The sequence below is a fragment of the Lentibacillus sp. genome, from assembly GCF_035301675.1.
In the GTDB taxonomy this organism is placed as follows: domain Bacteria; phylum Bacillota; class Bacilli; order Bacillales; family Amphibacillaceae; genus Lentibacillus.
In genome coordinates, this window is record NZ_DATGTT010000047.1 from 146,522 (window position 1) to 168,902 (window position 22,381).

Consider the following 22,381-nt stretch of genomic DNA (forward strand, 5'->3'; position numbering starts at 1 on the left):
AAGAGGTGGACATATGCACAAAAAAAATAGGAGACCGGTGATTATATCTGTATTGCTTGTTGCAACCGGCATAATCATTTTGACTATTATATACAATACATGGCAATCAAATCCGGTTTCAATAAACAATCCTGCGATTACAAAAATAGAATCAAATACCCGCAGCCTTGATCTGAAATCTATCATTCATAATGCCGAAAAAAGTGTTGTCCAGATAGAAGGTCAAAATGAGCAGAGCACAATCACCGGGTCCGGATTTTTATTTAATGAAAAAGGCGATATTATTACAAATGCCCACGTGGTAAAAAATGCTGACGTGATTAATGTCCGTACAGCGAACGGCCATAACTACCCTGCGGCTGTCGTTGGAACAGGCGAGGATACCGATATTGCCGTTATCCGTGTACAGCAGCTGGCCAATCAAAATGCCTTGAACATTGAATCGGAAACAAAAGCTGAAATTGGGGATGAAGTCATCGCTCTGGGCAGCCCTCATGGCTTCCAAAACACAGTAACACTGGGAATTATTTCCGGAACGGAACGCAATTTCACAGTTGATGGATTCAGCTATGAAAATGTCTATCAAATTTCCGCGCAAATAACCGAGGGTAACAGCGGCGGACCCTTGATTAACCGGGAAACCGGCAATGTTATTGGCATTAATTCGGTGGGCACAAGTGATGGAACGATCGGTTTCAGCATCCCGGCAGATGAAATCTATGAGCAAGTGACAACGTGGTCAAATGAGGCACAAAATGATCAGCTGGTGTACAAAAATGCCGACGATATCAACTCCACCGACAGCCCCGATCAGCTTATCGAGGATGCCGAGTATGTGGCAGATTACTTTTTTGAAAGCATCAGCATCAGAGATTATATCGCTGCCTACACACTGCTGGGAAGTCCCATGCAATCATCCCAGTCCTATTCAGAATTCCGTGAGGGCTATACCCACTTTATGAACCTTGAATATTCCGGCATTTCCAGCACTGTTACAGATGACAACCAAGTTAAAACCACTGTCACGGTTACAGCGGAAACTAAATCGCCGGAAAAAGAAGAAACAAACGAAGAAAAAAGCAACTATGAATTGACCATTGGACACGAAAATGACCAATTAAAAATTCTTGATATCAAGAAATCCGATGAGTAAGATAAATCGGACCGGTGCATGCCCCGATACAAGCGCCGGTCCGGTTTGCCCGCTCCCCCGGGAGAGACACTGTAAAGAGTGAAAAAAGCATCAGCCAATGATCATTTTCTCTTTTGGATAACGGTACTTCCCGCTTTTCTTATTATCTTTGAAAATAAGCAAGAAGGTAATGATCCCTACTCTTCCAATAAACATCAAAATCATAAGAACAATTTTACTGATAGTTGAAAGGTTATCAGTTATGCCGAGAGATAAACCGACCGTTCCAAATGCTGAAGTTGCTTCAAACAAGATTTCGGTCAGATCGAAAGGTTCAACAATGGATATAATAATCATTGCTGTAAATACAAATATAAACCCAATTATTGTTACCATAACAGCCTTTAAAAGGTCTTCCTCATACACTTCCCGATTGAACAGGCGAATGTTCCCCTTCCCTCTTGCATATGTAATAATGAATATAACAACCAGTGCGAATGTAGTTGTCCGGATTCCCCCGCCGGCACTGCTCGGCGAAGCTCCAATGAACATGAGTACAGACATAAACAAGTGATTCGGCTCGGACAGTTGACTGACATCCATCGTACTGAGCCCGGCGCTTCGTGTCGTAACTGATTGAAACAAGGAATAAAATAGCACTTCATGCCAGGGTTTGCCGGCAAAAAAATCGCCTATATCCAGCAGCATGATGAAAAGGGTACCTATGAGAACCAATATGAAAAAGGTCAGGGTCGTGACTTTTGTAAATAATGTAAACCGGAACGCATTGGCTCTATTCCCTTTTCCAAATAAAAATTCCTTAATTTCAACCAAAACCGGGTAGCCGATTGCCCCAAAAATAATAAGCAGCATATTGATAAACTGGACGAAGTAATCATCCTTAAACAAAACAAGAGACTGACCGGTAATATCAAAACCACCATTTGTCGTCGCACTGATCGCTCCAAAAAATCCCTGAAAATAAGCTTCTTTTGCTGTCGGGAAATACTGCAAAAAGTAAGTCCCAAGAATCAAAAAGCCAATCAATTCAATAATTAAAATAACCAATAATATTTCTTTTACTAACCGGACAATCCCCGCAAAAGATGTCTGATTTTGATCTGCCATAATCAAACGGCGTTCCTTCAATCCGATCTTTTTACCGATAATCATCCAGATAAACGTCCCGACTGCCATCACCCCGACGCCGCCCAACTGAAGAATAGCGGCAAGCATCGTAGCCCCGGTGGTACTGAAAGTTTCAGCGATCGTCAAGGTGCTCAGTCCGGTAACACTGAGTGCACTGACCGCCGTAAATAATATATCAATGAATGGAGGGTCTGCCCCATCCTGATGAGCTGCAGGGAGTGCCAGCAACGCCGTAGCCGCAATAACGGCTATAAAATAAAAAAGGAAAATCAGTTGAACCGGTGATAATTGATTTACCCATCGGAACAAGGAATGCCTCATCATATAATACCCCCTCGCACTTGCTTTATATTTTCAGCTGGCCCTGAAAAATCTTAATCACATTATAGCAGTCAACAACGATTAATGCTTCCAATTTCGGTAATTTTTAAGCCAAACTGTAAACATTGAAAGCATTGAAAAAGCCGGCGCTAATTTAAAAGCAGCGCGCCGGCTTTATTAACGTTTGATTGTGTACCATTAAAACATAAGTGAAACTGTTTTTTCCCACCGAATGGAAATAGGTCTTAGATCTGTTCTTTAAATTTATGCAGCAGTTCTTCTTCCTTATAGCCCTGTTCAATCAGCAGCTTTAACTTTTCCTTAATAATTTCTTTTCGCTGATCGACAATGGTGCCGATAAACAGAACATTCATATGATCGCCAATTTCATTAATACTTGTAATTGCTGTAATGAACGTTGCAGGATCATTACTCTCTTTTGTAATTTTAACCTCAATCATGACCTGTTCATTATGGCTGCGGAGGTTCTGAAAAAAATCGAATTGTTCCTGCTCAACATATGCTTCTATTACCCAGCGGTTTTCTTCATCTTCCCTGTTAATAATCAAACCATCGAGCAGAGGGATTGATTGTTCCAGCATATCAGCATCTTCATTATTTATTATTTTTAAAGATTTCAGCTTGAATGTTTTCACACAATCACCCCCCATTATACAGAAATGATTTTAACCGCCGATATAAGACATTTCAATTTTCTTCCGATTGCGCCGGGTCTCTTCAGTGCGTTCTTCCGAATAGCGATCTTTTCGTCTGCCCCACAGACTGGTCAGCTCTTCTTCCAATTCATTATCCGGCAATTCATCTTCGCGCATTTTATCCCGGACATCAAATCCATCTGATGCAAAAAGACACGTATAAAGCTTGCCGTCCGCCGAAAGCCTGATGCGGGTGCACGTACCACAAAAAGAATCCGTCACAGAGGAAATGACACCTATTTCTCCCTCACCGTCTTTATAACGGTATCTGGATGCTACCTCGCCGTAATAATTTTCCTCAGCTGGCTCAATTGGCATCTCCTGATTAATTGTATTAACGATGTCTTTTTTGGAAATGACATTTTTAAAATCCCAGCCATTATGATTGCCGACATCCATGAATTCAATATAACGCAAAATGATATCTTTTCCCTTGAAATAGCGAGCCATCGGTAAAATCTGGCTGTCATTCATTCCTTTTTTGACAACCATATTAACTTTCACGCCAAGCCCGGCTTTTTTGGCAGCCTCGATTCCCTTCAATACGGGATTGGACCCGACACCTCTGTCGTTAATCGATTTAAATACGTCATCTTCAATCGCATCGAGACTGACATTGACCCGTTTCAGTCCTGCAGCTTTAAGCTTATCAGCCATCTTTGACAGCATGACGGCATTTGTCGTTAATGCAATATCTTTTATGCCCGGGATGGCTGCCAGATCAGCAATTAATTTATCGAGGTTTCTGCGCATCAAAGGTTCCCCGCCGGTGATGCGGATTTTTTCGACACCCAGCTTTGCAAACACTTTAGCAAGCCGAATGATTTCGTCAAAGCTCAATAACTCTTTTTCCGACAAAAACACATAATCCTCGCCGAATATTTCTTTCGGCATGCAATAGGTGCACCGGAAGTTACACTTGTCAATCACCGATATACGCAAGTCTTTAAGTACTCTTCCGAAGTGGTCTTTTATTGGTGCTGATTCACTTTGCACAACAACCTCTCCTTTATCTCTATCTATATAGCCTTAAATTCGCGCTGACCCTGTTGATCATCAAGTAACAATACTTCCACTTCATCGCCGGCATTAAATCCGCGGGTTCCCCCTGGGAGCACCATCAGGCCGGTTGTATGTGCCAGCGATGTGACAACATTGGATTTATCCATCCCAGCCAGATTAGCATGCAACCGGCCGTTTTCATATGTTAAATAACTGCGGACAAATCGGGTGAATGGGTTCGGTTTTGGGAAATCATCCGCAAGTGTTGCCTTAACCCTTCGCAGAAAAGCATGCTCGCTGTGTAAATAATACTGTAATACAGGTCTGACGAACAGTTCAAAACCGACGTAGCATGCGGAGGGATTGCCCGATAAGCCATACAGGATTTTTTGCCCATTTGTCGCGACAGTCGTGACACTTCCTGGACGCATCGCCACCTTGTTGAAGAGAACATCAGCTCCAAGTTCTTCATAAATGGCGGGCATTAAATCAAAATCACCAACCGATACGCCTCCGGTGGTAATCAGGATATCAACTTCTTCCAATGCCTCATTTATCATGTTGTAGCTGGCGTCGAACTCATCTTCAAGTTTCCCGATATATTTATAGCTGGCACCTGCTCTGATTATTTGGGATGCAATCATATAAGCATTGGAATTGCGGATTTTGCCTGGCTGCAGTTCCTCCCCCACATCCAGTAATTCGGTACCGGTTGCAATCACACCGATGACCGGTTTCCTGGCAACATTTACCTGACTGTAGCCAAATGTTGCCAAGACCGCTTTGACGCCGGGGCTAATAATGGTCCCCTTCTCTATCAGTTTTTCACCTTCTGCAACTTCCGAACCTTCGCCGATGATATTCTGACCCGAATCCATGGTTCGTTTTATGGACATAAAGGAATGATTATCTTTTTCATACGTCTGACATATTTCAAACATGGCAACGCAATCTGCGCCATCAGGGATCTTAGCTCCGGTCATAATTCGTGTTGCTTCACCTTTATGTAAGCTTTTTTCCGGAACCTGCCCTGCCCCGATATGTTCAACAACTTTAAATGACACCGGGTTATTCCGGTTTGCTTCCGCCGTATCCGCTGAACGAAGCGCAAAACCATCGTATGGTGACTTGGGAAATGGCGGCACAGGATGTTTCGCAACGATATCTTCTGCCAGTCTTCTATTATCACAATCATTTATGGAAACATGTTCTGTTTCTCCTGCTATTCGATGTTTCCATACATGGTTAATCGCGTCTTCAACCGCAATCGGTTTTCGCATCTCTGCCATCTGCCATCAACCTTCCATAAATGTATGTACTATCAGTTTAACAAAAGTGACAGAAAATTGATATCATGAGAATTGATGGTCACGAAATGTTCAGGGAGTTTTGAACAGCCTTTGTAAGAATTCCCAGTATCAAAAATCACCAGGGCTGGTGTGTTTTTTCTTAATAGGCCCCATTACGCATCTTTTTTTAGTATAATGATACAAAGTGAAACTTCATTCAGTGGGATGCTTCTCCCCCACTGTTGGTTGAACAGATTCTGACATTTACGGGAAGTTAGCTGCCGTTTTCCGGCATGCAATTGACCGTTAGACGCTGGAAAAAATACAGTGAATTTAAGGGGGTGTGGATATGAAGAAGATGACAGCTATTTTCGCTGTGATACTATTTCTGGCTGCCTGTACTGAGGAGCCGGTAATCGTCAAATCAAACTCCCCACCGGAAGATCCCGATCAGGAACCGGAAATTGTGGAGCAGGAGAGTGACGGTGATGAGGAAACGGATGAATTTATCGAGTTTGCGCTCCCGGAAGAAGAGATCATGGTTAATCTGAAGATGGTCCCAATCCTTAACAGTTATTTACAGACAATGCAAGACCGGCAACAGGCAATTGAAGAAATGAACCTGAATCGCATAAATAGTGGAAATCAAAACCATTATATACTTGAATTTTCCTGTCATGGCATGCAATGCTCCTATTTATTACTTGATCAAACGGAAGAAAACAGAGCCTTTTTAATTGCCGATTTGGCTAAACTGTTTCAAACGACAATTTCACCAGATAAGACAAAAGTTTTGTTTCATTTTAACAGAGAACAATCATCGCAGCCCCCTTACTCTGACATTGTTGTGATGGACCTGGAAAAGTGGGAGCCTGCCACCCTTTACAGCCAAACAAGCGAAGAGAACGTACTGGATTATACAAGGCCGATTCTAGCTGTTGAATGGAATGAGGATAATACCATTTCCGCAACAGTTCCCGATCTGACCGCACCCTCCCCGGAAACTCTGGAACAATGGGAAAATAGCGAAAAGCCAACAACAAAGATTGAGTTCACATTAGGTGCATCTGAGGATAGTCAGTAAAAAAGCATCCTGCCATTTAACGGATGCTTTTCCTATTGGAAGGTCAGTTTCTTTTGATGGGTGATTTTCATTTGTTCACCATCAGCAACGAACCGAGCCTCGCAAAATAATGTATAAATGCCTTTCCCTGGTGTTTCAAACGTTTTCGAACCCTGTGGATGATAACTGTTTCCCGTACCTAACGTGCTCGAAACAGTTTTCCCGGTATAATCATGATTGGATTGCTTGAATGATACCGAAACAAGCGGTGTCTGGTGTTTGATTTCAACAGATTCATCCCCGACATACTGAATTGCCCTGAACACCTGAAAACCTCCGTCTGCAGGCTCTGCCCGAATATGTAAAACAAAATCATCTTCCTGTATCTGACTTGTTTCATTGCCAGCCAGCTCTGCATCGGCTTTCCCGTTAAACCAGCAGAAGATAACGGCCGTGACGATAAATGCCGTCCCAATAAACACAATGACCCATTTTTTCATCCGCATCTCCCCCTTGCTAATATGACGATTTGACCCGTCAAAAAGTTCCACATGATTTTTAAAAAGGTAAAAAATAGTAAGCATAATTAATGGCAATCATTAAAATTATAAATAGTGAAGTGCATAGAAAAAAATCAATCCGTCATTGGAACTAAATTTTTCTATTTACTTGGTATAAAGGAATTTCCCGAATTTAAGGAGGATTAATCACCATGACCGTTTCATCGCAGGTTAAACAGACCATTGCCGGTTTGAAGAGTGCACAGGCGAGCTTTGAACAATTCGCACTTCAGACAGAAAACAAACAAGCGAAGCAGCTTTATCAGGATGCAGCCCAACAGACGCAATCCATATTGCAGACTGTCGAACCGCGTGTACAGCAAATAGAGCAGGAAGAACCACAATACAAAGGATTTTAACTGGACGAGGTTGGCGGATTCAGCCAACCTCGCCGTTATGGAGACATACGATGAAAACATTGCAAATTCTGCTGACACTGATGGCACTGATTTTCCTGATAAGCTGTTCACCCGGCAATAATACATCCCAAAACAATCAAGATGTCAATTTCAATAAAATTTCAACCAGCGGATCCATTGACCAAACTGCTGCGAACCAGGCAAAAGAAAAGGTGAGCAGGCATGATTCGGTCACTGCCGTTAATGCCGTCAATACAGACAAGAAATTAATCATTGCCTTTGAAATTGAACATAACAAGCGGTTCCAATTAGCTGACATAGGCAAGAAAATACAAAAAGAAATGGAAAAAAAATTCTCCGGCCATAAAGTTGAGGTTTCAACTGACAAAAGACTGGTTTTCGATATCAGTAAACTTGAAGAAAGAATAGCCCGGAATGATATATCAAGCAAAAACTTAAAAAAAGAAGTCAACCGTCTCATTAAGCTAATGAAGGACAAAACGTAAAGGTGTGAGGAAGTATGGCAGATAAAAAAAAGAAGAATTTACCGCCAAATACACAAAGGTATCAATCCTTTGCGAAAGACAGGGAAGTAAAACGTCCACTGCTGAAAAACTGTATCAAGGCTTTTCTGATTGGTGGTTTTATTTGTTTTATCGGCCAGATCATTTCCACCGTGTATATATATTTTTTTGGTTTTACGGAACAGACAGCAGGCAATCCGACAGTCGCTACCCTCATTTTTATCACGATGTTTTTAACGGGATTTGGGGTATATGACCGGATCGGGCAATTTGCAGGTGCCGGATCTGCAGTTCCTGTAACCGGTTTTGGCAACTCTGTCATTTCTGCTGCAATTGAGCACCGATCAGAAGGGTTTATCTTAGGTGTCGGCGGTAATATGTTCAAGCTGGCCGGCCCTGTCATCGTATATGGAGTTTTTTCAGCATTTGTCATAGCCTTAATTAAAACGATTTTGATTCAATGGGGTGGCTTATAATGTTAACCGGACACCGCACCTGGATTTTTAAAAATGAACCTGTCATTATTTCAACGGGAACTGTCGGCGGGCCGTTTGAAGCTAATGGCAATATTCCGGATGCATTTGATATCTTGCACGGTGATATGTGGCTTAAGCAATCATCCTTCGAAAAGGCACAGCGGACATTAATGGAAGAAGCAAGCCAGGTTGCCGTTAAAAACAGTTTGATTCAAAAAGAACAAGTGAAATTTTTTATAAGCGGGGATTTAATCAATCAGATAACCCCGAGCAGTTTCGCAGCCAAAACACTTGATTTGCCATACTTTGGACTCTTCAGTGCCTGTGCAACATCAATGGAAAGTCTTGCTCTCGCTGCTTTCATTATAAATGGTAATGGCGCCGATTATATCTTAAGCGGTACTGCCAGCCATAATGCCGCAACGGAAAAACAGTTCAGATACCCGACAGAATACGGCGGACAAAAGCCCCCGACAGCCCAATGGACAGTAACAGGGGCAGGGTGTGCATTGGTTGCGAAAAACGGTGACGGCCCGAAAGTGACATCAGCAACCATTGGCAAAGTTGTCGATATGGGCATTTCTGATCCGTTCAATATGGGTGCTGCCATGGCACCGGCTGCAGTTGATACAATTGAAACGCATTTAAGAGAACGGAATGTTGACCCGACGTATTATGATTTAATCATTACGGGCGATCTCGGCCATATCGGCCGCGAAATTTCTATGGATATGCTGCAGGATAAAAACATCAATATAACCGATGAAATGTACCGGGACTGTGGTTTGACCATCTACCGTGAGGGTCAGCCGGTTCTCGCAGGTGCAAGCGGCACTGCCAGTTCAGCGGTCGCTGTTTATGGTCATTTTTTAAAGCTGTTGAAGGAAAAGCAATTAAAACGTATTCTCGTCGTCGCAACCGGCTCACTTCATTCACCATTAAGTGTTCAGCAAAACGATTCCATCCCTTGTATTGCACACGCAGTCTCGATTGAGTCAGGAAGTGATAAGCCATGATTTTTTTATGGGCATTTGTTGTCGGCGGCACGATATGTGTCATCGGTCAAATTCTTTTTGATGTTTTTAAGCTGAACCCAGGTGTAACACTGACCATTTTTGTGATCACAGGGGCGATTTTAGATGGTCTGGGGTTATACGATCCGTTAATCGATTTTGCCGGCGCGGGCGCAACTGTCCCGATAACGAACTTCGGGAATCAGCTTGTCCACGGTGCCATGCAGGAGGCGGAACAGCACGGCATTATCGGTGTAGTCACCGGGATTTTTGAGGTAACAAGCGCCGGTATCTCAGCTGCCATTATTTTTGGTGTCATCGGTGCGATTATTTTCAAACCGAAAGGATAGGATTACTATGACGGTCAGCTCACAGGTAAAAGGATGTTTTTCATCCATCAAAAGCGCTGAAGCAACACTAGAGACCTTAGCAGCAAAAACAAATGACCAAGAAGCCGAACAGATCTTTAAAGAAGTTCAAAACACGTTAAAAACGGTTCAACTTGACTTGGAAAATCAGGTCCTGTACCTGACAAAGGAAGAACCGCAATATAAAAGTTAAGCAACCGACCGGGCAACAAGGATGAAATTTTTGCCTAAACAATAAAGAAAAGGATGGATATCATGCCAGGCTGGCTTGAAGTAGTGGTTCGTTCAGTTGTCTTTTTAATTGTCTTGTTTGTGATAACGAAAGCACTTGGCAAAAAACAGATGTCTCAACTGGATATTTTTCAATATATCACCGGAATTGTTATCGGCAGTATCGTCGCTATACATGTGACTGATTATACGACCAATGCTGTACATGGATTTCTGGCGCTGGCAGTCTGGTTCCTGATTACAGTAACGATTGAATATACTGCACTGAAAAGTAAACGATTCCGCAACTTAGTTCAGGGTAAGGGTACCGTGCTTATTCAAAACGGGAAGATTATGGAAGACAATTTGAAGAAAGAACGATTCACCACGGATAATTTGCTTGAGGAATTACGCAATAATAAGGTTTTCAATGCAGCTGATGTCGAGTTTGCCGTTCTGGAACCGACAGGCAAATTGAATGTACTTCCTAAAAAGGAGCATCAGCCGATAACGCCCAAAATAATCGGTACGCAAGTTGCACCTGAAAAAGAACCCCAGACGGTCATTATGGATGGCCATGCACTATTGGAACCTTTGGCTAACGCTTCGCTAAACACAAATTGGCTGGAAACAGAACTGGATAAAATGAATGTCAGTATCGAAAACGTTTTTCTCGGACAGGTCGACAGTGACGGGCAATTAACCGTCGATTTGTATGATGATAAACTTGCTGTTGCCCAACCAACAGAAAAACCGCTGCTTCTTGCTTCGATGAAAAAATGTCAGGCCGACCTTGAATTATTTGCCCTGGAAACAGAAAACCAGGATTCCAAACTGCTGTATCAAAAAAACAGCGAGCGAATGCAAGAGGCCATTGATAAAATAACGCCGTACTTACAATAAGCTGCGGCGTTTTTTGATGTACCAGGAAAAACATTTCGCCTTCTGCTGATTCCGCTGCTCTGCTGTCGATATGTTTGGCTCTTTTGTTGATATTTCTCTTCTTCTGTTGATTCACTTGCTCTTCTGTCGATTGTTTTCTTCTTCTGTTGATTCACTTGCTCTTCTGTAAGCGGGGGTCTGAACCGAAGCTGCAGAAAAATGAGAGACTCCTGCGGGAAAGGAACAGTCTGAAGACCCGGGAACGAACAATAGTGAGTGAGGAGAGTGAAAACGTTCCCCGCGGAAAGCAAGTATTTCTCCGCAGAAACGATTCAGCACTAAGCCCCTGTAATTCTACTCAAAAGGTACATCGCAGTTTTTCCCGCATGTAACGGAAGCTAACCTCCACAAAGCTGGGGATAAGTGTCCGTAAATGTCCAATTCTGTTCAACTAACATTCAGTGCGAAAAGCGCACCATTGAATGAAGTTTCACTTATAACAGCCGCGCAACAAAATTTACGAAAAAAGCCGAAAGAAAAAAGCCCCCCCATCACAGAGGGTCCGGTTATTTTTTATTCACTGATCTTTAATGCGACTTTACCGAACTGTTTGCTTTCTTGGAGATAATTCATGGCATCGTGTGCCTCGTTCAAAGTAAACGTCCGGTCAACGATTGGATGGATTTGATATTCCTCAACCAATTCCAGCATGGCACGGAGCTCTTCCTGACTTCCCATGGTGGAGCCGATCAACTTGTACTGACCATAGAAAAATTCACGCAGATTCAATTCAATTGTATCTTCTGTCGTCGCACCGAACGTAACGATACGACCGCCTTTTTTCAACACTTCCAGCGATCGGTTAAATGTTGCCCGTCCCACAGTGTCAATCACGATATCAATCGATTCCTCTTTAATTTCCGCCGGCCAATCGCTGTTCGTATCCAAAGCTCTGTCAGCACCAAGTTCCAGTGCCTGTTTCTGTTTCTCCTCGCTTCTGGAAGTAACAATCACACGCGCCCCGGCCTGTTTGGCAAACTGAATCAGATAAGTTGCCACACCACTGCCAGCACCGGGCATGAACAGCGTTTCACCTTCTTGTATGTTTCCCTTAGTAAACAATGCGCGATATCCGGTCAGCCCGGACAGTGCGAGCACCCCGGCCTCTTCCCAGGACAAATGTGCTGGTTTTCGTTCGACCTGTTCCGCTGGAAGTACAATATATTCAGTGAATGTCCCATTATCCGGCATGCCCAAGATATCAAATTGTTCCGGTGGTGCTTCACTGTTTTCGTACCAGCCAAGTGAAGGGTTTATAATCACTTCATCGCCGACTGAAAATTCGGAGACACCCTCCCCTATGGCTTCAATCACACCGGCACCGTCAGAACCAAGGATGAGCGCACCGGCATCTTCCCCTCTGCGTCCGGGCACAGCAAGATCCCTTCGATTCAGGCCCGCCGTCCGGATGGAAACGGCAACTTGGCCATGATCGGCAAATGGCTCGTACATGTCTTTCAGTTTCAATTCCCCATTTTCATGCACAAATGCTTTCATCTACTACCCCTCCAAGTAATGATTACTGAATGCTTCTAGATGCTGTTTCTCAGTTATATCGTGTGGAAACAATGGAACATAGATTTTTTCCTGTTCTGCAAATGTTTCTTCAATCATATCCAAATATTGCTGTTCATGTTCCTTCCGCTTCAGTAGAAATTCACCTTCAGCATTGTCAGGCAACAGTTTATTTATGATCAATGTTTTCACATGCAGGTGGTATTGATCAAGCAGTTTGATTGCTTTTTCCGTTTCCACAATCGGAAGACGTTCCGGGTTGATAACAAAGGCAAAACCCGTAATACTGCCGTCCAGCAGTATTTCCCTTGCTTTGGAAAACCGGTCCTTCCGCACTTTCAATACATCATAAATCGGATCTTCGACAGGATCACCATCATTTAGCAGCTGGGTATAATTTTCATTTGTTTTCTGCCGTTTTTTCAGCATGCCTTCAATCCATACACCCATCAATTCCGGGAGCGACAACAGCCGGATGGTGTGCCCGGTTGGTGCCGTGTCAAAAATAATCTTATCGTAATGATCACTCTCTTCCAATATGATGGAAATCAGTTTATCAAATAATGCCGCTTCATCTGCACCCGGTGAGGCTTTAGCGGTATCAAGCTGCCGGTGCACTTCCTCCATCATACTCGAATGCACAACGTTTTTTATATTTTCTTTGACCCCTTTAATATATTCTTCCGTTTCAATGGCCGGATCAATTTCGAGCGCGGCGAGATTCTCTGAAATGTCCGTTATTTTGCCTCCGATCGATTCATCGAATATATCCCCCAAATTGTGAGCAGGATCAGTGGAAATTAAAAGCGTCCGGTTCCCATCTTTAGCGGCTTTCCAGGCAATTGCCGCAGCCGAAGTCGATTTTCCGACACCACCTTTGCCGCCAACGAAGATAATTTTTTTGTCTAAAACCTGCATCTCAAGACTCCCTTTCTCTCAGCTGCAGTTCCGGCTTTCTCAGACAGTGCTTGCTAACAGCATCTGATGCCGGTCAGCGGTGATTTATCCATTCCCATACGCAAATGCCAGTCATGAAAATCTTCAATCATATACGGATATAATTCAAGTGTATAATAATAAACCGGATTCGGGATACCGATCATTTCCGAATATAAAAGCAATAAAAATAAATCATCCTGATCACGCAGTTCTCTGGCGACTTCCTGGCGATGCGGCATACTTAATACTTCTTCATAGAACGCCACAAGTTTCTTCAGCTGTTCAAACATGATCTCCCCCCTTTATCCAGTGAATTTTCAATCGGGAAGGGACCAGCTAAGGTGCCTGATCCCTCGTCTTCACTATTTTGTGTTTTCATCCAGATCCCCCGACGAATTGCGTGTTAATGTGCTGAATGCTGTCAGAACAATCCAGACCGCAAAGACAAATATGATGGAACCGAGAACAAACAGCAGCATTTTCGGATCGCTTCCGAACCAGGACCATTCAAACAACACTTGTTTAAACATCGCCCACAATGTCATAAACATCACAAAGATCATTGGAATCAATGTCACCAAATAGTTGCTTCCCCGTTTTTTAAGCCAAATAGATATGAGCAGCAGACTGATACCGGCCAAAAGCTGGTTGGATGTACCAAATAACGGCCAAAGCAGATAGCCTCCGGAGCCAAATCCCTTTGACCCTTCAGGCATCAATACCAGGATAGCACTTGAAATAACCGCAACAGATGTTGCTACATGTGTTTTGGTCAGCGCAGGCACTTTATATTCAGTTCCCAGTTCAGCAATGATATAACGCATTAGTCTTACGGACGTATCAAGGCTTGTAGCTGCAAAACTGACCACGATAATCGATACAATTGTAGCAGCAATATCTGCCGGAATCCCTAATCCGGAAGCCAATACACTTGCCCCTTCAACAAAGACATTCAAACCCGCCTCGTTAGCTGCCGTAAAGCTGCTGTACGTTCCAAAAAACTCATCCGTGGTGCCAAAAAATGTGACGACCGCCAGAGTGGAAATAAGCGCGAGTGAACCTTCACCGACTGCTCCGAAATAACCAACAAAACGTGCGTCAGTTTCCTTATCAACCTGTTTGGAAGATGTACCGCTTGACACCAGTCCGTGAAAACCTGATATAGCACCACATGCAATTGTGATGAATAACAGCGGGAACCATGATGTATCAGCGCCTGGGTTTGTAGCTGGTGCGGTGATCTCCGGGTTGGTAAACAGTAAACCTAAATATAAAATGGCAAGCCCGACCACAAGCTGGTGTGAATTAATAAAGTCTCTCGGTTGAAGAAGTTTCCAGACCGGCAATGTCGACGCAATATAAACATAGACCATTAAAATCAGGATCCAAATGAAAAAAGCGCTATTGACGGCACCGAGTCCGAATATACCGGCACTTCCTTCACCGCCAAAGTATGAAACCAAATCAATCTGCAGGAAACCAACGCGGCTGGCAAGGACAGCTGCCAGATACATTACAGCAAGTGCAATGACAGACGGCAGAAGCATTTTTGTTTTACCCTTATACACCGCATAACCAATCCAAACTGCCAGTGGTATTTGGATAAATACCGGCAGAACGCTCGCCGGAAAAGAAACAAACAGATTGGCAATGACCCAGGCAAATACGGCGTTTACCATTAACACGAGAATAAGAATGATGAATAAGAACAGAATCTTAGCCCGCTGCCCAATCAGTTTATTAGCCAGCGTACCGATTGATTGCCCTTTATTGCGGATTGAGATTGCCAGTGTACCGAAGTCATGGACCCCCGCTGCAAAGACGGTGCCCAGAATCACCCACAAAAGTGCGGGCAGCCAGCCCCAATAGACAGCTATAGCCGGACCAAGAATCGGTGCTGCACCGGCTACCGAAGTGAAGTGGTGGCCCCATAATACAAACTTGTTTGTCGGGACAAAATCCACCCCGTCTTTATATCGGTGTGCCGGTGTAACATAATCCGGATCAAGACGGAATATCTTCTCCGCTATAAACTTGGAATAATAACGATAACCCAGTGCAAAAACAGCAAGACCAATAATTGCAATTAAAATACTATTCACTTTCCCTGCCTCCCTTTGGTTTCGGAAGATTCTGAACACAGAACCCTCCAGTGCATGGTATGTATTATTGACTGTGACTAATACAACTCTATTTTATTTTAATTACAGTTAAAAGTAAATATTGTGAATTCTTTTTCTTTTAAAAATTGCCCCCGGCAGCGATACTGAACGCTGCCGGGGGCAATCATGGCTATTCTTTTCCCATGCCGCGCAAAAATTGGAGCAGCATAGTGATACTTCGGTTAATTTCAGGATCTTTTAATGCTTTTATCAAATCCATATATGATGTTTTTTCCATTGCTTCTGAAGCAGCTGCTTCCCTCACACCGTGATTCAACCGGCCGGCAAATGTCTGCAGATCCTCCATATTCATATCACCCAACAGCAACAACAGATTTGTCAGGTTTTCCAGTATACTTGAATACTGTGGCTTGTTCAGCTCCCGCATTACATACTCCAATGCATCTTCACGATGTTTGACAAATGCGTTCACCATATCCAGTGTCCCGCTTTGATTCAGGGCTTCCAGCAAATCGATCCCTTTTAAAATCGCTTCCTTATTTTCACTGACTGACTTTACGACCTCATCAAGGTTCCTCCCCCGAATGGTTTCTTCAGATACCTCCATGCGCTTAATCCTGGAAATTTGCTCAGCCATTCTGCTTCACCTGACTTCCCGGGAATTCATAGTCGTTTCGTTCCCATTTCCGCTCAGGCTGTACACCGATTTGCGGCTGCGGATTCCCCCGCCGGTAATTATTTGGCGGAAGAGGACTTTTTCCTTTTTTCTTGATGACTTCCATTTTGACGGCTATTTCTTTGAAAGCAGGTGTATTCGTATCTTTATCAACACTATTGTCGGTTAAGTAATTGACGGCTGTCCTGCCATTATCATTTAACGGTAAATACAATTCCTTGCCGCTGACTCTGTCTGTAATGTGCACCGGCCCGGTCACCTCACCAGCTTCCGATATCAGCTTAACTTCAGCACCTTCGTTGATGCCACGCTCCTTCGCAAGCTCGGGCGCGACTTCAATAAATGCACTCGGCATTTTACTCGAGATTGCTTCTGATTTATAAGTCATATTGCCTTCATGAAAATGTTCGAGCACTCTTCCATTATTGACATGAAGATCATATTCATCGTTTGTATCATACATAAGTTCATAATCCAGTGGATAGAGTTTCGCTTTATGATCATCAAACGGAAATCCGTCAGTGAACAGGAGTGGTGTATCGGTGCCATCTGCGGCAACCGGCCATTGCAGACTATTATAATCGGTCATTCTGTCATAACTGACACCTGCAAATAATGGCGCAAGTGATGCGGACTCATCCATAATGTCAGATGGACTGTTATATCCCCACTCAAAGCCGAGCCTCGCTGCCAAATCCATGATGATCGCCCAATCCGGTCTGGAATCGCCGACAGGATCAAGAGCTTGATATAGACGCTGGATCCGCCTTTCCGTATTTGTAAACGTCCCTTCTTTTTCAAGGCTTGGAACAGCAGGTAAAATAACATCGGCATATTTCGCTGTTTCCGTTAAAAACAGGTCCTGAACCACGAAGAATTCCAACTTTTCAAAAGCAGCTGTCACGTAATTGATATTGGCATCAACAATCCCGGTGTCCTCACCAAGGACATACAGTGAATCTAGCTCTCCTTCATGAATCGCCCCAATCATTTCATGGTTGTCTTTTCCGGGGTCTGCTGGAATGTCCACACCCCATGCATCTTCATACCGCTTTCGGACATCATCGTCAGCAACTTTTTCATAACCCGGGAAAAAATCCGGCATACTTCCGAAATCACTGCATCCCTGAACATTATTATGACCGCGCAGTGGATAAGCACCGGTTCCATTCCGCATATAATTGCCAGTGACCAGCAGCAGATTGGAAATGGCTGTGCTTGTATCACTGCCAAGCTGGTGCTGTGTTACCCCCATCGCCCAGCAAATCGCCAGCTTATCGACACTGGCAATTTGCTCGGCAATTTGTTTCAGTTCATCTTTGGAAATGCCTGATAATTCCTCAGCATATTCTAATGTGAATTTTTCCAGGGATTCTTTGTACGCATCAAAATCGTTTACCCACTTGTTAATAAATTCACGGTTTTCCCAGCCCTGATCAATAATGTATTTCGTTACCGCCGACAGCCATACGAGATCTGTGCCGCTTTTCGGCTGAAAGAACTTATCAGCACGCTGTCCCATTTCATGTTTCCGCAAGTCAAACACATACAGCTTCTGTCCGAATAATTTTTGTGAGCGTTTAATCCGTGAGGCCAGTACCGGATGAGATTCTGCTGTGTTGGACCCGATTGTGATGACCATATCGGCTTCTGCAATATCATCAATCGAACCGGAGTCGCCGCCATGTCCGACTGTGCGGAAAAGCCCTTTCGTTGCAGGTGACTGACAATAGCGCGAGCAATTGTCCACATTGTTAGTGCCAATCACTTGACGTGCCAGTTTCTGCATGGCGTACGATTCTTCGTTGGTAGCCTTTGATGAAGCAATAAATCCTAAAGCGTCTGAACCTTTTTCAGTTTTAATGTCAGCAAAGCGCTTTGCTGTATACTCCAGTGCTTCATCCCACTCAACCTCGACAAAAGAGTCTCCTTCACGGATCAGCGGTTTTGTCAGCCGCTCCTCCGAGTTCACGTAATCCCAGCCAAACTTCCCTTTCACACATGTTGAAATACCGTTTGCAGGAGAATCCTGCTGCGGCTCGACCTTCAATACTTTACGATCTTTTGTCCAGACGTCAAATGTGCATCCGACACCACAGTATGTACACACGGTCTTGGTTTTTTCAATGCGCTCCTCACGCATTGATGCCTCTGTGTCGGAAACAGCAAATAACGGTCCATAACCAGGTTCCGCCTTCTTGGTTACTTCAATCATGGAACGCAGCAATCCCGGCTCATGATCAGTCATATAACCTGCCTCTCCAACCATTGGCGTCTCGATCAGCGCATTACACGGACAGACGGTTACACATTGCCCGCAGCTGACACATGAAGACTCATCGATTGGGACATCATTATCCCAGACGACACGCGGTTGTTCACGCTCCCAGTCAATCAGCAGCGTTTCATTCACCTGAACATCCTGACAGACTTCCACACAACGTCCGCACAGGATGCACTGATCGGGATCATAACGGTAAAAAGGACTTGAATCATCGATATCATAAGGCTTTGGCTCAAACGGCCGTGACTGGTGTTCAAGACCAAATTCCGCCACCGTATTATGAATTTCGCATGTTCCATTATTGTAATCACAAACAGTACAATACATTTCATGATTTTCGAGAATACGATCAAGTGCTTCCTGCTGCGCTGCATTGACTGGTTCGATTTCAGTATTCACTTCCATGCCGGCTTCAACGGTGGTTCCACAGGCACGTACAATCGATTCATCCACTTTAATCATACACGTGTCACATGTCTGTATGGGACCAAGTGATTCATTGTAGCAGATTTGCGGTACAAATTTACCTGTTGTGTTAATTAGATCAAGCAGATTCTGCCCGGGAGCTGCCAGGTATTCTTCCCCGTCAATCGTAACCACGACATGTTCCTGATCCTGCATTTTATCCCCTCCAAAAAATATGATGAATCCCCTTACAAAAGCGCGTATAATCTAATTTTATCCGATGAATATATATTTTTATATTTTTTAAATATTATAACATATCAATGAAAAAGAAAAAGCAAAACACTTTTTAAAGACAGTTCATATCTTTTAAAAAACAATTAAACCTAGGTTCTGTTTGACTTAAAAATTTGAAGCCTGTGACTTATCCATATTCAATTTTTCTTCTTTCATTTTCCGCATTATGACTCTTATCCAAAGCGAAATTAATAGGGAAATAACATGCATTACGCCAAATATAATCAATACCAATTGATAGCTATTTGTATTATCATAGATCAATGACAGCAGCATTGGCCCGACGACACCTGCAACCGCCCAAGCAGTTAAGATATAGCCATGTATTGCACCAAGCTGTCTGGTACCGAATAGGTCACCGATATAAGCCGGGACCGACGAAAACCCTCCGCCATAGCAAGAAACAATAGCATACACGAAAATTTGAAATAAAATGACCGATGTTATAACCGGAAGTAAAAAGTATGAGACAATCCCGATAATAAAAAATATGGTGTATACATTCGGTCTTCCAATATAATCCGAAACAGCAGCCCATCCGAGTCTGCCTGCACCATTGAACAGCCCCATTATCCCTACCATTGTTGCAGCTGTAACAGCGGACATTCCAGTCATTTCCTGCCCAATTGGGGATGCAACCGAGATGATGGCAATACCTGTCGTAACATTAAGAAATAACATCATCCACAACATCCAAAAAGGTTTTGTTTTAATTGCCTGATTGGCAGTCATTTGCGAAAGATCCGCATTTTCATTCTTCGCGTCATCAGCTTCTTCATCCCTCATTCCTCGGGGTTTCCATCCTTCAGGAGGCGGAGCCAAATATTGTGATGCAGCCATCATAATGACGAGATAGCTTGCTCCCAAAATATAAAACGCATTTGATATCCCTACTGAACTGACCAAAGCCTCTCCTGCAGGACCACTGATCAGCGACGCAAAACCAAACCCCATAATAGCAAGTCCTGTTGCCAGCCCCCGGTGATCAGGAAACCACTTTACAAGCGTTGATACTGGTGCTATATAACCGATACCAAGTCCAATTCCGCCGATGATACCATAAAAAAAATACAATAAGGTCAGTGATTCAAAAGCAGTCGCAAGCCCTGTACCCATGACACCTGCTCCAAAGAACAAAGCAGATAACATACCGGATATACGAGGTCCACGTTTCTCAACAAACTTTCCCATGAAAGCTGCTGAGAACCCCAGCAAAAAGATGGCAATACTGAAGGCTAATGAAATCTGGCTTGTGCTCCAGCCAAACTCATTAGCCATTGGGTTTGTAAATACACTCCACGCATACGCTGAGCCTATACAAATATGTATGCCAACCCCTGACAAAGCAATCAGCCAACGATTTTTCACTTTCTCCATGCTACCCCTCCCAAATTTATGTAATCGGTTACAAAATACCCCCAAAAATTTATATTCAAATCCATCATGCTTACAATCATATTTTCGTAATACATCATCTATTCAAAAATATTTAAAAACAAACTATCATGTATAATTAAGCATGTCAAACTTTTCCGAACACATGAAAAGGCATCCTGTAAAGAATGCCTTTTTCAATGCGCAGTTTTAGAATAATTTCCCTTGCCGATAAATGATGGTGGAAATTTTCATCACTGCATGAATATAACAATTTTGTCTAAGCGGGAACGGGTCGCCATAGAATTCAGGAAAAATCGTGTCATACGTATGTTTCATTTTATCATACATTTGTTCATATACTTGCTCTTCACTCAGAAATTGTGTGTCCCTGCCCTGCAGCCATTCCAGATATGATACAATCGCACCGCCGGCATTTGCGAGAATGTCCGGTATGATGATGACTCCATTATCACTTAAGTATTGGTCAGCCTCCCTTGTAATCGGGGCATTCGCACCCTCAACAATGATTCGTGCTTTAACATCTTTCACATTTTCCTGATGAATTTGCGATTCCAGAGCAGCCAGGATTAACACATCTGTATCCATTGTCAGCAGATCGTCACGATTCCGGATAATCGCCTTAACTTCTGCTTTACCCAACTGTTCTTCATTTGTCGGCAAGTCGCCCTCATGATTGCTTGCATATTCAACCAGGTTCGGAATGTCAAGGCCCTCCGAATTATACAATGTGACGTTATGGTCACTGACAGCCACCACTTTATTTTTCAAATAGGTGCACTGATATGCTTCAAGCGCTGCAACCGAACCGACATTGCCAAACCCTTGCACAGCAATCGATAACGGTTTATCGACATGTTCCAGTGCGGTTCTGGCAAATCTGTTATCCCTTTCAGAAAGCCATTTTTCCTGTTTTTTCACAAAATCGTTCAACATGTAACGGAAAGAAAGGTAAACCCCTTTGCCGGTTGCTTTTCTTCGGCCCAGTGAACCGCCATTTATAACACTTTTGCCGGTGAAACTGCCTCTGTACGGCAGACCCGGATGGATGTTTTTATATTCTCCCATCATCCAGTCCATTTCCCGTTCACCGGTTCCCAAGTCCGGTGCCGGTATATCCTTATCCGGCCCAAGGTTTTCATTGAAATTTTGCACGTATTTTTTGCAGATCAAATTCAGTTCCTTTGCCGAGTATTCTCTCGGGTTTATAATAACACCGCCTTTCCCGCCGCCAAATGGAACTTCGTGCAATGCATTTTTCAATGTCATAAGTGCTGCGAAATTACTCACTTCTTCTTCAGAAACTGTTTGGTGAAAACGAATTCCTCCTTTATAAGGTCCCAACATTTTATTATGCTGCACCCGAAAGGCAGGAATCCGTTCGACTTCGCCGTTTTCAAGCGAAATCCGCAAAAAAGATTTGTTGACGTGGTCCGGTGTCGATAGAATTGAATGCAAGGAGGAAAAAGCTTTCTTCCGGTCCAAATCTTTCAGTTCCGGCAAAAATGATTGGTCTTCCATCAGAGCATCCAATGATTCCTGGACAATTGCTTCTGTACTGTTCCCCATATTATCACCTTCTGTCTTTGTTATTTGGATGGTTGGTGGTTCACTCATATTACA

Annotated in this window: 22 protein-coding genes; 9 read left to right on the forward strand and 13 right to left on the reverse strand. The window is 43.4% G+C overall.

The genetic code is table 11. The features are described 5' to 3' along the window. Positions 1–13 precede the first annotated feature (13 nt). Positions 14–1,153, forward strand: a complete 1,140-nt coding sequence (locus VK097_RS07600) for a S1C family serine protease (RefSeq protein WP_324211205.1) — start codon at positions 14–16, stop codon at positions 1,151–1,153. Positions 1,154–1,243: 90 nt separating this feature from the next. Here the strand turns inward: VK097_RS07600 and VK097_RS07605 are convergent, their stop codons facing one another. The 4 genes from VK097_RS07605 to VK097_RS07620 all read right to left on the reverse strand — a co-directional run bounded on the left by VK097_RS07605 (position 1,244) and on the right by VK097_RS07620 (position 5,609). Then, on the reverse strand, positions 1,244–2,602 hold the full coding sequence (locus tag VK097_RS07605; protein ID WP_324211265.1) for a TrkH family potassium uptake protein: 1,359 nt from the start codon (positions 2,600–2,602) through the stop codon (positions 1,244–1,246). A 245-nt stretch (positions 2,603–2,847) separates the two neighbouring features. Beyond that, positions 2,848–3,258, reverse strand: coding sequence for a YwpF family protein (locus VK097_RS07610; protein WP_324211206.1), 411 nt, complete (start codon positions 3,256–3,258; stop codon positions 2,848–2,850). Positions 3,259–3,288: 30 nt separating this feature from the next. Then, positions 3,289–4,314 (reverse strand): GTP 3',8-cyclase MoaA, encoded by a 1,026-nt coding sequence (gene moaA / locus VK097_RS07615; RefSeq protein WP_324211207.1) that lies wholly within the window; start codon positions 4,312–4,314, stop codon positions 3,289–3,291. 23 nt (positions 4,315–4,337) lie between these two features. After that, a complete protein-coding gene (locus VK097_RS07620; RefSeq protein WP_324211208.1) occupies positions 4,338–5,609 on the reverse strand; it encodes a molybdopterin molybdotransferase MoeA in 1,272 nt (423 codons plus the stop codon). A 349-nt stretch (positions 5,610–5,958) separates the two neighbouring features. Between VK097_RS07620 and VK097_RS07625 the strand changes: the two genes are divergently transcribed. Continuing rightward, on the forward strand, positions 5,959–6,693 hold the full coding sequence (locus VK097_RS07625; protein ID WP_324211209.1) for a hypothetical protein: 735 nt from the start codon (positions 5,959–5,961) through the stop codon (positions 6,691–6,693). Positions 6,694–6,725: 32 nt separating this feature from the next. On the opposite strand, the gene VK097_RS07630 is transcribed toward VK097_RS07625, so the two are convergent. Continuing rightward, positions 6,726–7,172, reverse strand: coding sequence for a hypothetical protein (locus tag VK097_RS07630; RefSeq protein ID WP_324211210.1), 447 nt, complete (start codon positions 7,170–7,172; stop codon positions 6,726–6,728). A gap of 212 nt (positions 7,173–7,384) precedes the next feature. Between VK097_RS07630 and VK097_RS07635 the strand changes: the two genes are divergently transcribed. From VK097_RS07635 to VK097_RS07665, 7 genes are all read left to right on the forward strand, one after another. After that, complete coding sequence (locus VK097_RS07635; protein ID WP_324211211.1) at positions 7,385–7,591, forward strand: DUF1657 domain-containing protein; 207 nt, start codon at positions 7,385–7,387, stop codon at positions 7,589–7,591. Between the two features lie 50 nt (positions 7,592–7,641). Continuing rightward, entirely contained in the window at positions 7,642–8,097 is a 456-nt protein-coding gene (locus VK097_RS07640; protein ID WP_324211212.1) for a YhcN/YlaJ family sporulation lipoprotein, read from the forward strand. A gap of 14 nt (positions 8,098–8,111) precedes the next feature. Next, positions 8,112–8,591: a stage V sporulation protein AC gene (gene spoVAC / locus VK097_RS07645; protein ID WP_324211213.1), complete on the forward strand. Its 480-nt coding sequence runs from the start codon at positions 8,112–8,114 to the stop codon at positions 8,589–8,591. Then, positions 8,591–9,607, forward strand: coding sequence for a stage V sporulation protein AD (gene spoVAD, locus VK097_RS07650; protein ID WP_324211214.1), 1,017 nt, complete (start codon positions 8,591–8,593; stop codon positions 9,605–9,607). Before spoVAC ends, spoVAD begins: the two co-directional genes overlap by 1 nt. Continuing rightward, positions 9,604–9,954 carry a stage V sporulation protein AE gene (spoVAE, locus tag VK097_RS07655; RefSeq protein ID WP_324211215.1) on the forward strand — a complete coding sequence of 117 codons (351 nt, stop codon included), beginning with the start codon at positions 9,604–9,606 and terminating at the stop codon, positions 9,952–9,954. Before spoVAD ends, spoVAE begins: the two co-directional genes overlap by 4 nt. A gap of 7 nt (positions 9,955–9,961) precedes the next feature. Continuing rightward, entirely contained in the window at positions 9,962–10,165 is a 204-nt protein-coding gene (locus tag VK097_RS07660; RefSeq protein ID WP_324211216.1) for a DUF1657 domain-containing protein, read from the forward strand. A gap of 62 nt (positions 10,166–10,227) precedes the next feature. Beyond that, complete coding sequence (locus tag VK097_RS07665; protein WP_324211217.1) at positions 10,228–11,085, forward strand: DUF421 domain-containing protein; 858 nt, start codon at positions 10,228–10,230, stop codon at positions 11,083–11,085. Positions 11,086–11,637: 552 nt separating this feature from the next. On the opposite strand, the gene VK097_RS07670 is transcribed toward VK097_RS07665, so the two are convergent. The 8 genes from VK097_RS07670 to VK097_RS07705 all read right to left on the reverse strand — a co-directional run bounded on the left by VK097_RS07670 (position 11,638) and on the right by VK097_RS07705 (position 22,327). Then, positions 11,638–12,621, reverse strand: coding sequence for a zinc-binding dehydrogenase (locus tag VK097_RS07670; protein WP_324211218.1), 984 nt, complete (start codon positions 12,619–12,621; stop codon positions 11,638–11,640). A gap of 3 nt (positions 12,622–12,624) precedes the next feature. Next, the gene (locus VK097_RS07675; RefSeq protein ID WP_324211219.1) at positions 12,625–13,557 is read right to left on the reverse strand and encodes an ArsA family ATPase; all 933 of its coding nucleotides are present in this window, start codon (positions 13,555–13,557) and stop codon (positions 12,625–12,627) included. Between the two features lie 53 nt (positions 13,558–13,610). Then, a complete protein-coding gene (locus VK097_RS07680; protein ID WP_324211220.1) occupies positions 13,611–13,868 on the reverse strand; it encodes a cory-CC-star protein in 258 nt (85 codons plus the stop codon). A gap of 72 nt (positions 13,869–13,940) precedes the next feature. Then, positions 13,941–15,680 (reverse strand): carbon starvation CstA family protein, encoded by a 1,740-nt coding sequence (locus VK097_RS07685; protein ID WP_324211221.1) that lies wholly within the window; start codon positions 15,678–15,680, stop codon positions 13,941–13,943. A gap of 190 nt (positions 15,681–15,870) precedes the next feature. After that, a complete protein-coding gene (locus tag VK097_RS07690) occupies positions 15,871–16,338 on the reverse strand; it encodes a helical membrane plugin domain-containing protein (RefSeq protein WP_324211222.1) in 468 nt (155 codons plus the stop codon). Further along, entirely contained in the window at positions 16,331–19,282 is a 2,952-nt protein-coding gene (gene fdhF, locus VK097_RS07695) for a formate dehydrogenase subunit alpha (protein WP_324211223.1), read from the reverse strand. Before fdhF ends, VK097_RS07690 begins: the two co-directional genes overlap by 8 nt. A 186-nt stretch (positions 19,283–19,468) precedes the next feature. After that, positions 19,469–20,740 carry an L-lactate MFS transporter gene (locus VK097_RS07700; RefSeq protein WP_324211224.1) on the reverse strand — a complete coding sequence of 424 codons (1,272 nt, stop codon included), beginning with the start codon at positions 20,738–20,740 and terminating at the stop codon, positions 19,469–19,471. Between the two features lie 207 nt (positions 20,741–20,947). After that, positions 20,948–22,327: a Glu/Leu/Phe/Val family dehydrogenase gene (locus VK097_RS07705; RefSeq protein ID WP_324211225.1), complete on the reverse strand. Its 1,380-nt coding sequence runs from the start codon at positions 22,325–22,327 to the stop codon at positions 20,948–20,950. Positions 22,328–22,381: the final 54 nt, after the last annotated feature.

Excerpts from the sequence above, each read along its gene's own strand:
- VK097_RS07600 (WP_324211205.1), top strand. The coding sequence starts at position 14 with ATGCACAAAAAAAATAGGAGACCGGTGATTATATCTGTATTGCTTGTT.
- VK097_RS07605 (WP_324211265.1), bottom strand. The coding sequence starts at position 2,602 with ATGAGGCATTCCTTGTTCCGATGGGTAAATCAATTATCACCGGTTCAA.
- VK097_RS07620 (WP_324211208.1), bottom strand. The coding sequence starts at position 5,609 with ATGGCAGAGATGCGAAAACCGATTGCGGTTGAAGACGCGATTAACCAT.
- VK097_RS07625 (WP_324211209.1), top strand. The coding sequence starts at position 5,959 with ATGAAGAAGATGACAGCTATTTTCGCTGTGATACTATTTCTGGCTGCC.
- VK097_RS07630 (WP_324211210.1), bottom strand. The coding sequence starts at position 7,172 with ATGAAAAAATGGGTCATTGTGTTTATTGGGACGGCATTTATCGTCACG.
- VK097_RS07635 (WP_324211211.1), top strand. The coding sequence starts at position 7,385 with ATGACCGTTTCATCGCAGGTTAAACAGACCATTGCCGGTTTGAAGAGT.
- VK097_RS07640 (WP_324211212.1), top strand. The coding sequence starts at position 7,642 with ATGAAAACATTGCAAATTCTGCTGACACTGATGGCACTGATTTTCCTG.
- spoVAC (WP_324211213.1), top strand. The coding sequence starts at position 8,112 with ATGGCAGATAAAAAAAAGAAGAATTTACCGCCAAATACACAAAGGTAT.
- spoVAD (WP_324211214.1), top strand. The coding sequence starts at position 8,591 with ATGTTAACCGGACACCGCACCTGGATTTTTAAAAATGAACCTGTCATT.
- spoVAE (WP_324211215.1), top strand. The coding sequence starts at position 9,604 with ATGATTTTTTTATGGGCATTTGTTGTCGGCGGCACGATATGTGTCATC.
- VK097_RS07660 (WP_324211216.1), top strand. The coding sequence starts at position 9,962 with ATGACGGTCAGCTCACAGGTAAAAGGATGTTTTTCATCCATCAAAAGC.
- VK097_RS07665 (WP_324211217.1), top strand. The coding sequence starts at position 10,228 with ATGCCAGGCTGGCTTGAAGTAGTGGTTCGTTCAGTTGTCTTTTTAATT.
- VK097_RS07670 (WP_324211218.1), bottom strand. The coding sequence starts at position 12,621 with ATGAAAGCATTTGTGCATGAAAATGGGGAATTGAAACTGAAAGACATG.
- VK097_RS07675 (WP_324211219.1), bottom strand. The coding sequence starts at position 13,557 with ATGCAGGTTTTAGACAAAAAAATTATCTTCGTTGGCGGCAAAGGTGGT.
- VK097_RS07680 (WP_324211220.1), bottom strand. The coding sequence starts at position 13,868 with ATGTTTGAACAGCTGAAGAAACTTGTGGCGTTCTATGAAGAAGTATTA.
- VK097_RS07690 (WP_324211222.1), bottom strand. The coding sequence starts at position 16,338 with ATGGCTGAGCAAATTTCCAGGATTAAGCGCATGGAGGTATCTGAAGAA.
- fdhF (WP_324211223.1), bottom strand. The coding sequence starts at position 19,282 with ATGCAGGATCAGGAACATGTCGTGGTTACGATTGACGGGGAAGAATAC.
- VK097_RS07700 (WP_324211224.1), bottom strand. The coding sequence starts at position 20,740 with ATGGAGAAAGTGAAAAATCGTTGGCTGATTGCTTTGTCAGGGGTTGGC.
- VK097_RS07705 (WP_324211225.1), bottom strand. The coding sequence starts at position 22,327 with ATGGGGAACAGTACAGAAGCAATTGTCCAGGAATCATTGGATGCTCTG.